15 protein-coding genes and 4 tRNA genes are annotated in these 12,916 nt (G+C 69.8%); 9 read left to right on the top strand and 10 right to left on the bottom strand.

The window, feature by feature from the left end:
* Positions 1–83: 83 nt before the first annotated feature.
* Positions 84–156 (bottom strand) — tRNA-Val (locus BIU95_RS05275).
* Positions 157–371: 215 nt separating this feature from the next.
* Here BIU95_RS05275 and BIU95_RS05270 point away from each other — a divergent pair.
* The 5 genes from BIU95_RS05270 to BIU95_RS05250 all read left to right on the top strand — a co-directional run bounded on the left by BIU95_RS05270 (position 372) and on the right by BIU95_RS05250 (position 3,395).
* A tRNA-Gly gene (locus BIU95_RS05270) sits at positions 372–443 on the top strand.
* 82 nt (positions 444–525) lie between these two features.
* A tRNA-Cys gene (locus tag BIU95_RS05265) sits at positions 526–599 on the top strand.
* A gap of 47 nt (positions 600–646) precedes the next feature.
* A tRNA-Val gene (locus BIU95_RS05260) sits at positions 647–721 on the top strand.
* A 407-nt stretch (positions 722–1,128) separates the two neighbouring features.
* Positions 1,129–2,274 (top strand): DUF1963 domain-containing protein, encoded by a 1,146-nt coding sequence (locus BIU95_RS17695; RefSeq protein ID WP_139179666.1) that lies wholly within the window; start codon positions 1,129–1,131, stop codon positions 2,272–2,274.
* Positions 2,275–2,420: 146 nt separating this feature from the next.
* Entirely contained in the window at positions 2,421–3,395 is a 975-nt protein-coding gene (locus BIU95_RS05250; protein WP_071250787.1) for a hypothetical protein, read from the top strand.
* Here the strand turns inward: BIU95_RS05250 and BIU95_RS05245 are convergent.
* Both BIU95_RS05245 and BIU95_RS05240 read right to left on the bottom strand, forming a co-directional pair.
* Complete coding sequence (locus BIU95_RS05245) at positions 3,392–4,381, bottom strand: hypothetical protein (protein ID WP_071250785.1); 990 nt, start codon at positions 4,379–4,381, stop codon at positions 3,392–3,394. The two genes, BIU95_RS05250 and BIU95_RS05245, sit on opposite strands and share 4 nt — an antisense overlap.
* A gap of 129 nt (positions 4,382–4,510) precedes the next feature.
* Positions 4,511–4,972 (bottom strand): hypothetical protein, encoded by a 462-nt coding sequence (locus tag BIU95_RS05240; RefSeq protein WP_139179665.1) that lies wholly within the window; start codon positions 4,970–4,972, stop codon positions 4,511–4,513.
* 226 nt (positions 4,973–5,198) lie between these two features.
* Here BIU95_RS05240 and BIU95_RS05235 point away from each other — a divergent pair, with 226 nt between their 5' ends.
* Positions 5,199–6,383, top strand: a complete 1,185-nt coding sequence (locus tag BIU95_RS05235; protein ID WP_254783273.1) for an MFS transporter — start codon at positions 5,199–5,201, stop codon at positions 6,381–6,383.
* Between the two features lie 23 nt (positions 6,384–6,406).
* Here the strand turns inward: BIU95_RS05235 and BIU95_RS05230 are convergent, their stop codons facing one another.
* A complete protein-coding gene (locus BIU95_RS05230) occupies positions 6,407–6,802 on the bottom strand; it encodes a hypothetical protein (protein ID WP_071250779.1) in 396 nt (131 codons plus the stop codon).
* Between the two features lie 404 nt (positions 6,803–7,206).
* Between BIU95_RS05230 and BIU95_RS05225 the strand changes: the two genes are divergently transcribed.
* From BIU95_RS05225 to BIU95_RS05215, 3 genes are all read left to right on the top strand, one after another.
* Positions 7,207–7,470, top strand: coding sequence for a hypothetical protein (locus tag BIU95_RS05225; RefSeq protein ID WP_071250778.1), 264 nt, complete (start codon positions 7,207–7,209; stop codon positions 7,468–7,470).
* A 39-nt stretch (positions 7,471–7,509) separates the two neighbouring features.
* On the top strand, positions 7,510–8,004 hold the full coding sequence (locus BIU95_RS05220; protein ID WP_017887412.1) for a hypothetical protein: 495 nt from the start codon (positions 7,510–7,512) through the stop codon (positions 8,002–8,004).
* A 264-nt stretch (positions 8,005–8,268) separates the two neighbouring features.
* Positions 8,269–9,321 (top strand): BLUF domain-containing protein, encoded by a 1,053-nt coding sequence (locus BIU95_RS05215; RefSeq protein ID WP_052481622.1) that lies wholly within the window; start codon positions 8,269–8,271, stop codon positions 9,319–9,321.
* Between the two features lie 3 nt (positions 9,322–9,324).
* Here BIU95_RS05215 and BIU95_RS05210 read toward each other — a convergent pair whose 3' ends face one another.
* Genes BIU95_RS05210 through BIU95_RS05190 form a run of 6 tightly spaced genes read right to left on the bottom strand, consistent with a single transcriptional unit; the run spans position 9,325 to position 12,492 of the window.
* The gene (locus tag BIU95_RS05210; protein WP_071250776.1) at positions 9,325–9,822 is read right to left on the bottom strand and encodes a GNAT family N-acetyltransferase; all 498 of its coding nucleotides are present in this window, start codon (positions 9,820–9,822) and stop codon (positions 9,325–9,327) included.
* A gap of 16 nt (positions 9,823–9,838) precedes the next feature.
* Positions 9,839–10,141 (bottom strand): DUF4190 domain-containing protein, encoded by a 303-nt coding sequence (locus BIU95_RS05205; RefSeq protein ID WP_071250773.1) that lies wholly within the window; start codon positions 10,139–10,141, stop codon positions 9,839–9,841.
* Positions 10,142–10,176: 35 nt separating this feature from the next.
* On the bottom strand, positions 10,177–10,575 hold the full coding sequence (locus tag BIU95_RS18920) for a DUF1345 domain-containing protein (protein WP_217639428.1): 399 nt from the start codon (positions 10,573–10,575) through the stop codon (positions 10,177–10,179).
* A 13-nt stretch (positions 10,576–10,588) separates the two neighbouring features.
* Positions 10,589–10,816, bottom strand: coding sequence for a hypothetical protein (locus BIU95_RS18915; protein ID WP_214518986.1), 228 nt, complete (start codon positions 10,814–10,816; stop codon positions 10,589–10,591).
* A gap of 51 nt (positions 10,817–10,867) precedes the next feature.
* Complete coding sequence (locus tag BIU95_RS05195) at positions 10,868–12,043, bottom strand: zinc-dependent alcohol dehydrogenase (RefSeq protein WP_071250771.1); 1,176 nt, start codon at positions 12,041–12,043, stop codon at positions 10,868–10,870.
* Complete coding sequence (locus BIU95_RS05190) at positions 12,040–12,492, bottom strand: hypothetical protein (RefSeq protein ID WP_071250770.1); 453 nt, start codon at positions 12,490–12,492, stop codon at positions 12,040–12,042. The genes BIU95_RS05195 and BIU95_RS05190 overlap by 4 nt, the downstream gene beginning before the upstream one ends.
* Positions 12,493–12,916: the final 424 nt, after the last annotated feature.

Here is a 12,916-nt window from a genome sequence, read left to right as displayed (position 1 = left end):
GCCCGCGTGCTGCGGCCTGATGAGATGACAAGAGCCCGACGCTGCTGCGTCGGGCTCTTGTCAGTGGTGTTCGTGTTGCTGTGTGGGCGATACCAGACTCGAACTGATGACCTCTTCGGTGTGAACGAAGCGCGCTACCAACTGCGCCAATCGCCCCCTGCACTGTTCGTGCGGATCGATACTAGCGGAAGTCCGGCGACGCATCGAACACATCGCGCGGCCCGGGTGTGGCGCGCTGTCCGCAGGGGGCGCCGGACCGCCCCGATCCGCATGAACTCGGGGGACACGCCCGGTGAACGGGAAGGATTTTGGTGGAAGTGCCCCGGTGCGTATAGAGTTTACGTCGTCGCCGCGACAGCGGAACGACAAGTGCGGATGTGGCGCAGTGGTAGCGCATCACCTTGCCAAGGTGAGGGTCGCGAGTTCGAATCTCGTCATCCGCTCGAGTGTGGGTCTTCTCGAAGGCCCGTGACTCACCAGAGGGTATCCCACCGTTCGGGTACTCACGGAGACGTGAACCTCGATGGTGGGGTGGCCGAGAGGCTAGGCAGCGGCCTGCAAAGCCGTCCACGCGGGTTCGAATCCCGTCCCCACCTCCAGATCCACCCTCCAAGACCTTGATGGACTCCGGTCCACACAGGGACTTGGGCGATTGGCGCAGCGGTAGCGCGCTTCCCTGACACGGAAGAGGTCACTGGTTCGATCCCAGTATCGCCCACCACCACGGAGCCCCCGGCAGGACCACCAGGTCCGGTCGGGGGCTTTCGTCGTTCCAAGGGTGGCCGGATGGGCCGGTCCGCGGACCCGGCACGGATCCGGCGACGGCGACCCCGTCGGCGGTCTTCGCTGCATCGGTCCGACTCGAGCCGTTGTGCTCGTGTCGGCCCGTTGCTCCCCGACATCTGATCAGCGGCTGCGTGGGTGGAGCGCTCGAGTGGGGTGGGCAGGCGACCACCGGCATGGCGGTAGCGTGGAGGGACGGCACTCTCGGGGGAGCAGCATGAGCACGTACCGTCCACACCGACACCGTCCGTCCGCGGGTGTCCTCACCGGTGCAGACGCCGCCGCATCGTTCGTCGGCGTGGCAGTCTCCGCCGTCGTCTCGCGTCACACGCTCGGTCCCCGCCGTTGACAGCGGATCTGCCGCCGGACGTCATCATCGACACCAGCGCTGCTGCTGCGGTGCGCACCCCGCCGGGCCTGCGGGTGTTCGGCGCCGTGTACACACTCGTGTACACCCTCGGCGTCATCGCCTACATCGCCCTCTCCGTGTACTACGACGCGTTCGACTACCGCAGTCAGAGCCAGTCGTCCCTCCTCGCGGCCGTGTGGGTGCTCCCGTTCCCCATCGTCGCGCACCTGCTCCATTTCGTCCTGTACCGGAGCGGCCGCCAGCGCCGGCAGGCGATCGCTCGGCGAACCGCAACCCGGATCGTCTCCGAGGCAACTGGCGCCGGGTACCCACTCCTGGACGCCTGGCAGGTCGAGCGGATGCTCCTGGCGGAGGACAACGGCCCTGCCCCGTACACCGGGACAGGGAAGGAGCCCTACCAGTCCCTCCTGCGATGGGACCTCCCGACCGACGACCCGTCCTTCGTCGTCGCCGCCATCCGCAGCGGCACGCCGGAGAGCATCCGCCTCAGCGCCGCGTCGTCGTCGACCCGGAGTCACGACGCTGTCGCAGTACGTCGAACCCGAGCCGGTGTTCGGCTCCTCGGCGCGTACCGGTCGGACCTCACCGCACCGTTGGTGTCCTCACGACTCGGCGGGCAGCCCAGCGTTCCCGACGGCTTCGACTGGCCGACGTGCGCTGAACACCACGAGCCGATGCAGTTCACCGCGCAGCTCGAGCACGACGGCAGCCTCATCCTCGTCTTCATCTGCCAGGCAGACCCGGGCTCCTGCCCGTCCTGGGACCCGGACGCCGGGTGCAACGCTGCCATCGTCGTCGGTGGACGCGACCTGCACCCGGCCGGACGGCCGGCATCATCGTCCGGCACCGCCGTGATGGCCGGTGCACCGTGGCTCCTCGGCGTGCACCAGGCAGCCGCGGACGACTACTCCGACGCGTTGGCCGAGGCGCGCGCCGACGGTGTCACCGTCGCCGGCCAGTGGGGCGGGAGGCCGGCGTGGATCCAGAACGACGAGACTCCGGACGGATACCGGTTCGTCGCGATGCTCGACGAGGACCCCCTCGGCGTGAACTTCGGCGGCGGATCCGCGTACGTCTTCGCCGACGGCCACGGTCACGCGAAGGTCCTCACGCAGACGTAGACCGCAAACCGCAAGATTCCGCTCCGGTCGACCGTCTCGAGCCAGCGTCACCGGCCTGCCGGTGCAGGACCTCGAGCTGCTGCACCAGACTCCCGGACCGGTCCGCGTCCCGGCGGCGCGACACCAGCGCCGCATAGGATCCGTCCGTGGGGATCTTCGACAAGTGGCGGCGGCGGAAGCCGGACGACAGCATCGACCAGACCGACTCCGACATCCTCGACGAGGTCGAACCCGACGAGCAGATGATCGACGAAACGGTCACCGAGCAGATGCTGCCCGGGTTCCGCCGCTTCGACGACGTCGTCGAGACAGTCGTCGAATGGTACGAGGACGACGTACCGGACGTTGACGAGCTCCGCCGCACCGTCCTCGCGCGCACCCGGCTCATCTGGGATGCACGCCGGCAGGAGGAGGCAACCTGGGACTGGCGCAGCAGCCAGTACGACCGTCTCCAGTTCGCCTTCGCGGAGCTCGCCCGTGACGGCTTCGTCACCGGGATGAACCTCGGCGTCGACCAGAGCGACGGGTTCCTGGAAGCGCGTGACCGGCGAACACCGGACCAGACAGCGCCCGACGGACAGCGAGAGTGGGCGTACGTGTTCTTCCATGAGCAGGACACGGACGGGCTCGCCCTGGAACGGTGCGTTCTGCGCCTCGCGTACGGGTCGTTCCGCCCAGCGCCTGACATCGACCCCGACCTGGTCGCGAAGTCGATGCTCTCCACCCGCGGTGAAGCAGCCGTCAACGAACGCTCCCAGCTCACCGCAGGGGAACGGGTCGCCAGCGTCCTCTCCGACCGAGGACTCGACATCGACTGGGACGGCACCCCCAGCAAGCGCATCGGCGTCGTCATCGACCAGTGGCGGAAACCGCTGCCGTTCACCGACCTGGACGAAGCCCGCGCGGTGGTCGCCGACGAACGCCTGCGGGTCCTCTGGCCCGGCGAGCGGGGAACCGCCGACGCGACAGCGCTTGACGAAGAGGGTGACCGCTGGCACGTCTGGGCAACCGACGAGAAAGCCGGCGCCTGGTCCGACGGCTCCTGGCACGACGACGTCGGCGACGCACTCGACCGGTTCATCAGCACCGCCCGGTCGACCCAGCGACGTCCGCTGCGCTAGCTTCGGCGAGCTCGACCAGCAGCACGCCCCCACATCGCAGCAACGCTGACGAGGACGACTGCTCCAGCGATGGTCGCCCACAGCATGCTGTCGGAGAACATGCCGACGATGAGCCACGTCACGACTGCGAACGTCACCGCGATCGCCACCATCCAGTGCCACGGCCACACGTTCGCCTGTGCTCGGGCCTTCCGAGCTGCGGCCAAGGCCGCGACCTGCCAGAGGTCCTCACCATGGATCCCGTAGCGGCCGGCCCACTGCCGCTCGTTGATCCACGAAGGTCTCGGCACCCGAGGCGTCTCCGCCTGACGGTCGACGCGTGCATCGTGCGGCGCGGATGGTGCCGCCCGGCTCGGAGCCGGCAACGGCACCGGTTCGTCACGCGGCAACGAAGACCCGCCGTACGTCCATTCACCACCGAGCAGGAACGACCGGCCTGGCTCGTCTGCTGTCGCTGCCCGGTGGAAGTCGGACACCCGACCCTCAGCGGTCCGTCGAGGGTCGTCCCATTGGTCCGCGTCAGCGAGGACGTCGGCGACGTACCGATTGAGTTCCGACTCATCACCCCACGACGCCGTGACCAGCTCGTCGAGTTGCAGCCGGATGACGGGGTTCGTTGTCCGCTCCGCCACCGAGGTGACATCCGAGAGGAACCGATTCGCGGGCTCAGCGAACTCCGGCCACACGGCGACCACCGCTGGCAGCCGCGTTCGGAACGCCTCAGCAGCGGTGGGCCAGGGCACGACGACGTCGGTGAGGTCCGGGCTCTCGTCTTCACCAGCGGCAAGCGCTGCGAGGAGCCGGTCACTGTGCGCTTGGAACCACGCATCCGGCACGAACCCGATCCAGAGGAACGGCAGGAGCCACTGCACTTCCCACTCACCGGTGACCGCGTCCAGGTCGACCTCGCCGGCGCGGACAGCCGGGTCGTCTCCCGCCGTCGTCGACGAAGCGGCCAGCACGTTCAGCGTCACGGAGTTCCCCACGAACCGACCCTATCGACCGGTCGGACGTGGCCGTCGCCACCTCAGACGAACTCGAGTACATCCCCCGGCACCGGCGCCGACACCCCTCTTTCCCGTTGACAGTCCCGACGGGCGCTGGTCGTGGTCCGGCTAGGCCCCGGCGTCGTCGACGACGTCCGCTGCTGTCGGCTCTGCCGTCGTCCTGGTGCGGTCGAGCCGCCACCGTGCGATCGCCGCGGCGATGCCGGCGGCTACGGACGCGATGAGCGGCCACGTCGAGAGGTCGTCCCCATCGTTCATGACGAGGAAGAGCGCGAGGCAGGCCGCCGCGAGCGCGCCGGCGAGCAGGGAGTGTGCGATGGCGTGGACGAGGCGGCTCCGGACTCGCATCAGGGCTCGACTGAGTCCGTGGGAGAAGGGGATGGAGGCGATGCCGCCGATGGCTGCTCCGATGCCGGTGAAGATGAGCGAGGCCGGCACGAAGAGGGAGAGGGCGATGGGGTTCCACCACGCGACGGCGATGACGGTGGCGACCGGCGCGGTGAGGAGCGTCATCCACAACCAGCTCTTGACGATGAGCTCGGTGGTCTCTGCGGAAGTCCACTGTTTCATGCCACCCATCATGCGTCGCGGTCGCTGACGATTCGTCAACGCCATGTCGATCGAGGCCGAACAGTGAGGGTTTCGACACGCTTGATCCGAGGCTGCACCACCCCGTGGACACCGCAGACACACCGGCGAAGGGATGGCCGATCGTGGATGAGGCAGAGCGTCACGCAGTCACGAGGAATGATCGTGAGCGTTGGCGGTCCGGCCCGTGGTCGGCCAAGGTGAGCACGTGACCGCCCCGTCGACGACCACTGTCCCTCGGCTCGCGCCGCTGTACGCCGCGGGCTTCGTGACCGCCTTCGGGGCAAACAGCATCGCCGCAGCGGTCGGCGGCGAGCACCTCGAACTCGGCCTGACGCTGGCGTGGCTCGGGCTCTTCCTGGCGCTCTACGACGTCGCCGAACTCGTCCTCAAGCCGGTCTTCGGCGCACTGTCCGACCGCATCGGGCCGCGACCGGTGATCGTCGGCGGACTCGTCGTGTTCGCAGCGGCCTCACTCATCGGCGTCTTCGGGACCGGACCGTTCTGGCTCGGCCTCGCGCGTCTGCTGCAGGGTTCCGGCGCCTCCGCGTTCTCGCCGGCATCGTCCGCCGCGGTCGCCCGTCTCGTGCCGGCGAACCGTCGGGGGACGTACTTCGGTCGGTACGGCTCGTGGAAGGGTCTCGGCTACGCCGGGGGACCGGTCATCGGTGCACTCGTGGTGCAGTTCGGCAGTACGCAGTGGCTCTTCGGGATCCTCGTCGTGATGGCCCTGCTGACCGCGGTGGCGGTGTTCGTCGCTGTCGAGCCGATCGTGCCCCTGCCCCGGCAGCGGGCCACGCTCGCCGCGATGGTCCGAGCGGCCACGGACCGCCAGTTCCTGATCCCGGTCGTCGTGCTGGCCGTCGGTAGCGCTGCGATCGGCGCGCTGACCGGGATGCTCCCGGCGCTCGGCACCGATGTCGGCATCCCGCTCCTGGTGTCGACGCTCGCGGTCGCCGTCCTCGCGGTCACGTCGTCGCTCGTGCAGCCCGTCGCCGGTCGACTGCACGACGCCGGGCGCCTCGGTACCGGGGTCGCGGGTGCGGTCGGGACGGCCGCGGTTGCCGCGGCCTTCCTGGTGGTCGCCGTGGCACCCTCGGTGGTGGCCGTCTTCATCGCGGCCCTGCTCGCCGGGGCCGGTGTCGCCACGCTGACGCCCGTTGCGTTCGCGCACCTCGCCGGGACGACTCCGCCGGATCGGTTCGGTCGCACCATGGGCTCCGCGGAGCTCGGGCGCGAGACCGGGGACGCCGTCGGACCGCTCGTCGTCGGTGGTGTCGGCAGCGCGATCGGGCTGCCGTTCGGGTTCGTGGCCTTCGCGGTGGTGGCGCTGGTCGGGACGCTCGTGGCATCGCGGTTGCCGTCGAAGACCGACTCGGCACAGGACGCGTAGGGATCGACGAACCCCATCGGGAGCTACGCGTAGGGGTCAGCGGACACCGTCCCGTCCGCATTCGTCCGACGTCGACGATCGCGGTGGGCAGCGACCCAGCGAGCCACCGCGAGCGCGAGCAGCGCGGCGGACACCCCGGCGAGCAGCCACAACCACGCGTCGTCGTCCTCGATGAGCAGCCGCAGGGCCAGCACCCCGAGCGGTGCCGCGACCAGGATCCGTCGGAGCTCGCGCCAGGACGGCTTCCACAGCGTGGTGAGACCCTTCTTCCACCGACCGACCACGACGTACGCGATCACACATCCCGGGATGCAGAGGCCGAGCCAGTTCACGATCGCCTCGACCCCGTCGTCGTAGAACGGATGCGCCACTTCGCGGAGGACGCCGCCAGCAGCAGCCGCGACGAGCAGCACCCACATGCGCGCTTCCCAGCGGCGAGGGTGCCACCAGGGCGTGCGCCACAACGGCACTCGCTCGCGGACCACCGGCATCGCGGCTCCTCCCCGGTCGGGCGTCCAGCCTATGCGGGACGACGATCGACGACGGGCCCGAGAGTCTGCCGTCCCTGGCGGGGGCACGGCCCTCCGCGTACGGTGTGACGGAAAGAGTCCGACATCGCAGGTCGGTCCGACGAGGGGGCACCATGAGGATCTTGAGCGCCGCGGCACGGGGGCTGGGCTGGTTGCTGACGACGGTCGCCAAGACGCTGGGTGGGATGCGGGGCGCAAAGCCGTTCACCGACTCACACGCGGCGCAGGTCCCACCACGTCGGGAGGACTACCGCCCCTAGGGGCTCGCACCAGGCCACTGGTTGGATGGTCGCATGATCAACGCCCCCGGGACGGCTCCGCACCGGGGCGCGGTCATCTTGCTCTCGGTGTTGGTGATCGCTTCGTGGACGGCCGCCGTCGTGGTGCCGTTGCTCACGCTTCGGCTGCTCCTGGGTGTCGGTGCGCCGCACGACCGGCTGGTGACGATCGGGTTCGCGTCGTTCCTGACCTTCGCCTTACTCGCAGCCGGACTGACCGTGGGACTGGTCATCCTCCGCCGATCGCGCATGGCCGGAGTGCGTCAGCCGTCACCGTAGGATCGTCGTGCCGGATCCGGCACGACGGGGGAGCACCTGATGGAACAGCGCACCGAACAGCGCACGCGACCGCGGGTCGTCACGGTCGCCGTGGCGCTCTGGTGGGTTTCCGTCGTCATCAGCCTCGCGGCCGCGGCGCCCGGCATCGTCGTGTCCATGCGCGAAGCCGGCGGCGCGATCATCGGGGCGTCGCTCGGGCTCCTCTTCGTCCTCGCCTGGTCGGCACTGTTCCTGTGGCTTGCGACGCTGATGGGACGAGGCTCCGGGAACGCGCGACTCTGGCTCGCGATCATCGCCGGGCTGACCGCCTGCAGCGCGGTGATCACCATCGCCACCGACGGCATGGACCGGAGCCTCGTCGACGCCGTCTGCATCGTCGTCGCGGCGGTGCTCAGCTACCTGCCGAGCGCACGACCGTTCTTCCCGCGGGATGCACGGCGTCCTCGAGCAGCTGAACCCCGCACGGTCGGATGGGACCCGACGACGGGTGACCGCATCGTCGAGACGCCTGGAACAGGCGACCGCGCAACCTGACGTGCGCCACGTGCGCCACGTGCGCCACGTGCGACCGCCGGAGAACGAGCGTTCCCCGTAGTGGGGGTACCGCCGAGGACCGTCGGATGGTTCCATTCAGAGGTCGGCATCCTCCGGGTGCCGGACAGCCACGGACCGTCTTGCGTCGCAGTGAAGGTGGTCGCCGCTGGTTACGGTGACCACGAGGTGCCGTCGAGTCGATTCGGGTTCGATACGGCGGCGCCTCCCACACACCGGGGGACCGTCCGACCAGGAAGCAGCACCATGCGATCGCTCGTCTACACCAGCACCCAGACCCGTCCGATCACGGATTCCGAACTCGCCCAGATCCTGGCGGTCGGCCGCGAGAAGAACACACGACTCGGTGTCACGGGCATGCTCGCGCACCGCGACGACAACTGCATCGGCATCATCGAGGGCGAGGACGACGTCGTCCGGCAGCGCTTCGACCAGGTCCAGGCCGACCCGCGGCACACGAACGTCCGGGTGCTGCTCGACGAGCCGATCGCCCGGCGCTCGTTCCCGGACTGGTCGATGGCGTTCCAGTCGCTCGACCCGCTGATGCAGGACGTTCCCGGGTTCAGCGACCTGTTCACCGCCGGTCGTCCGACCGACCCGGCGTTCGGGGCGTCCCGCGCACGTGCGCTGCTGGACTGGTTCCGGAAGCACCCGCTGGCACCGCTGACGAACCAGAACGCCGCGGACGAGGAAGTCCCGCGCACCCGGGCGATCAACGGCGCGATCGCCGTCCTGCACGACGGTGGACTCTCACGCTTCTCGCTCGAGGACGTCGCGTCCCGGTCGGGGATGGGGCAGGCGGAGATCCTCGAGCTGTTCCCGTCCGAGCCCGCGCTGCTCGCTGCCGCCGTGATGCGGTGGACCCGGGCAGTGTCGGCCCCGCTGCTCCCGCTCGCCGGCGAGAAGGGGACGGTGGCGTTCCTGCACGCGCTGCTCGCGGCCCACGCCGAGGATCCGGCCCTCATGCGCTTGATCGCCGCCACGCTGGCCGTCTCCACCGACCCGTCCACCGACGGTGCCGACTACTACCGGTCGGCCTACCTGCAGTTCCGCGAGACGGTCCGGACCGCGCTGCAGCGAGACGTCCACGCCGGCCGTGAGCCCGCGACCATGGACCCGATCCGCGGCGCGCAGCAGCTCGTCGCACTGTTCGACGGGCTCCGCCTGCAGGCGCTCCTGACGCCGGACACCGACGTCGTCGACGCCTTCGACCGCGCCGCTGCCCGGATGCGGCGCGGTTGGTCCGAGCAGTACGAGGCCGACACCGTCTGGGACCTGTCGGCTCCCGTGGCGGACTGATCCTCAGCGCGCCAGCCGAACCGTCAGCGGGATCGGTCCGAACGCCGATTCCGCGCCGTCGGGCGTGAAGCCGTTCCGCTGGTAGAAGGCGTGTGCCCGAGGGTTGTCCGCGGCCACCCACAGCGACGCCGGACGATCGGCGAGCAGGTCGTCGAGCAGCGCCTGGCCGGTGCCGGTTCCGTGCGCGCGGGCGAGCACGTACAGCATCGTCAGTTCCTCGGGTCGGGCGGCCTCGGGTCCGGGCGTCGGCTGCACGGCAGCGAAGCCGATGACGCCGGTGTCGTCCAGCGCAACACGCACGCCCCGGCACGTCGAGGGATCGGCGAGCATCGACCGCCACATGTCGACCCGCCGATCCACGTCGAACCACGGGTTCGTGTCCGGATCGTCGACGAACCGGCCGTAGGTCTCACGCCACGAGGCCGCGTGCACGCGGGCGATCGCCCCGGCATCGTGGACCGTCGCCGATCGGATGGGCATCGCGCCGTCGTGGTTCCCCATGCCGGAAGGCTAGCGATCAGAGCCGCAGGTCCAGGTCGAGGATCCCCGCGCCGCCGAGGAACAGCGGCACGATGATCCCGAACAACGTCAGCGTCGCCCCGATCAGGATCGCCGCGAACGCGATGCCGTCACCCCGCTCACCGGTCAGTTGCACGTCGCGCCGCGCGATGAACCCGACGACGAGACCGCCGATCGGCGCGACGAACGCGAGAGCGATCGCCACCACCGCGAGCAGGCTGAGGGGCGGTAGCGGCACGGCTGCCGATGCGGGGAACCCTGCGGCGTTCGGCGCGGTCTGGTCAGGAGCGAGGTCGGTCACGTCGGCCAGCCTAGAGTCGACGAGGATCCCTCCGCTCACCCCTGACCGAGGTTCGTCACCAGGTTGATGGCCACCGCGATCAGCACCGTCCCGAAGAAGTACGACAGCAGCGCGTGCGGCAACGCCTTCCGCCGGGTCTCACTGTCATCCGGCTCGACCTCTGGTGCCGCGTACGACATGCCGATCGTGAAGGCGAAGTAAGCGAAGTCGCTGGAGGTCGGCCGCCCGTCCTGCTTGACGTCGAACCCGCCGCCCCGGTGGTCGAGGAAGAACATCCGGGCGTACTTCAGGGCGTAGACCGTGTTGACCAACGCCCACGCCACCATCGTGCCGAGCACACCCAGGATGACCGCCGCGACCGAAGCCGGATCTCGCGCCTGGCTGGCTTCGCTCAGCGCCAGGACGACGGCGGCGAGACTCGCGAAACAGGCCACGATGAGCGCGTTGTCACTGACCCGTGTCTCGGAACTCCTCGCGTGCGAGACGCTCGGTGCCGTCGGCGTCCTGGCGCCAGCACTTGTGCCAGACCTCGACCAGCGCGATCAGGCCGGCCGTGCACCAGGCCGCGAGCGGCCCGAGGGACGGAGCCCCGGTGAAGGTCAACGCGACCCCGACCAGGACCCCGACCCCCACGATGATGAGGGCCCGGCGCGTGGAGAGTATCCGATCGTTCATCGTCGTGCCCTCATGATCGTTCCTTCCTCCGCTCCGCTGCGTGGTCGGTCGTCACACGCCGGGGGTGAAGACGGCGCGGACGCAACCGTCGTCCTTGTTCTTGAACATCTCGTACCCGCGCGGCCCTTGCGACAATGGCATCACGTGCGTGGCGAGGTGCTCGGTGCTGATCTCTCCCGCGGCGATGCGGTCGAGGATCATCGGGATGTAGCGGTGCCCGTGCTGCTGGGCGCCGCGGACCGTCATGCCCTTGTTCATGATCGCGCCGAACGGGAACTTGTCGACGAGCCCACCGAAGACCCCGAGCGAGAACAGGCTGCCGCCCTTCCGGCAGGCGTAGATGGCCTCGCGCAGGGCGGTCGGCCGGTCGGTCTGCAACCGCAGCTGCTGCTTGGCCTGGTCGGACAGGTACAGCGGTCCGGTACCGTGCGCTTCCATGCCGACGGCCTCGATGCAGACGTCGGGACCCCGACCGCCGGTGCGTTCCTTGAGTTCCGGGAGCACGGCGGCGGCGGTGTAGTCGAGCGTCTCGGCACCGATGTGCTCGCGCACCTGTCGCAGCCGTTCGGGCAGGCGGTCGATCACGATCACCTGCTCGGCGCCGAGGAGCATCGCCGCACGAGCGGCCATCTGGCCCACACCACCGGCGCCCCACACTGCGACGGTGTCACCCGGGGTGATCCCGGCCAGGTCGGCTCCGGTCCACCCGGTGGGTGCGGCATCGGAGGCGAACAGGGCGGCCGTGTCGGACACGCCGTCGGGGACCGTGAACGCCCCCTGATCGGCGTAGGGCACGCGGACGTACTCGGCGTGGCTGCCCGCGAACCCGCCGAGCGCGTGGCTGTAGGCGAAGCATCCGCCGATCGACGATCCCCACATCGCCTCGGTCAAGCCCGGGTTCGGGTTGCCGTCGTCGCAGAGTGAGAACTGGCCGTGAGTGCAGTACCAGCACTGCCCGCAGGCGATGAACGAGCAGACGACGACCCGGTCGCCCACCTTGTGCTTCGTGACGGCCGGTCCCGTCTCGACGACCTCGCCCATGAACTCGTGCCCCAGGACGTCACCGGATCGCATGGTCGGGATGTACCCGCCGAGCAGGTGCAGGTCCGACCCGCAGGTGGTGCTCAGACGCACCTTCAGGATCACGTCGTGATCGTTGAGGATCTTCGGGTCCTCCACCGTCTCCACCGCGGTCTCGTTGACCCCGGTCCAACAGAGCGCCTTCACAGCACACCCTCCTCGTTGCTCCGTCTCGTCGCCACGTCCACCAACGCGTCGGTGGGTGTGGCCTTCCGTCGGCCGTGGGGGACCGGATCCACCCGGAGCACCTCGCCGACCTCGATGAGTTGCTTCGCCTCGCGCAGCGCGGCCCGCAACCGGCCTCGTGCATCCGGGGCGCCGCCTCGGAACCGGGCACGGAGCTCGGTGCCGCGATCGCCGGGCGCGGGACGGGCCTCCACCTCGACGTCCTGCCCGAACGCCGTGAGCGGCGCGGGGACTCGTCCGCCTGGCAGCACCGCGTCCCGACCGCGGTTCACCGTGACCGCGTGCCAGCCGGAACGCGGTTCGGCCAGCACCTTCCGTGCGGGCCCGGGTGCGCCGCGTCGGCGGCGCGAGACCACGATGCCGACAGCAGCCGTCACCATCGCAGCGGCGGCGAGGTTCCGGGCCCTCATCGTGGTGTCCCAGCGAAGAGTCGGTCAGCAGCGGGCGCGTTCGCGCCCCACCGCCGGGGGTTCGTGTGTTCCATCGCGGCCTCCTTGAGTCGCATCGGTGCGGATCACGGGACGGGAGCGACGACCGCGCGATCGTGCCGGTCGGGTCGCGGAGTCGCTCCTGTCGATCCACGATGAGCGTGGCCTCCCTGGCGCCGTCCCGGGATTGTCCGTGATGCGCTGACCGTTCAACGGCGGGGATGTCGGTCGCCGGTGACGGCCGCGGCTCCCGGTTATCGACGCGCCCGTCGCGGTGGCCGACGAGGTCGCGGTGTTCGTCGCGAAGCGCGCCGAACGCGCCGAGCGCGCCGAGCGCTCCGGGCTGACGACCGACCGATCGGAGTGCTGTGGCAGGTGACGGCAGCGAGACGGACGGGAGGCCCGG

Source organism: Curtobacterium sp. MCBA15_007 (assembly GCF_001864905.1).
Lineage (GTDB): Bacteria > Actinomycetota > Actinomycetes > Actinomycetales > Microbacteriaceae > Curtobacterium > Curtobacterium poinsettiae.
The sequence above is the reverse complement of the archived record's forward strand: the minus strand, read 5'-3'. Positions and strand labels throughout refer to the sequence as shown.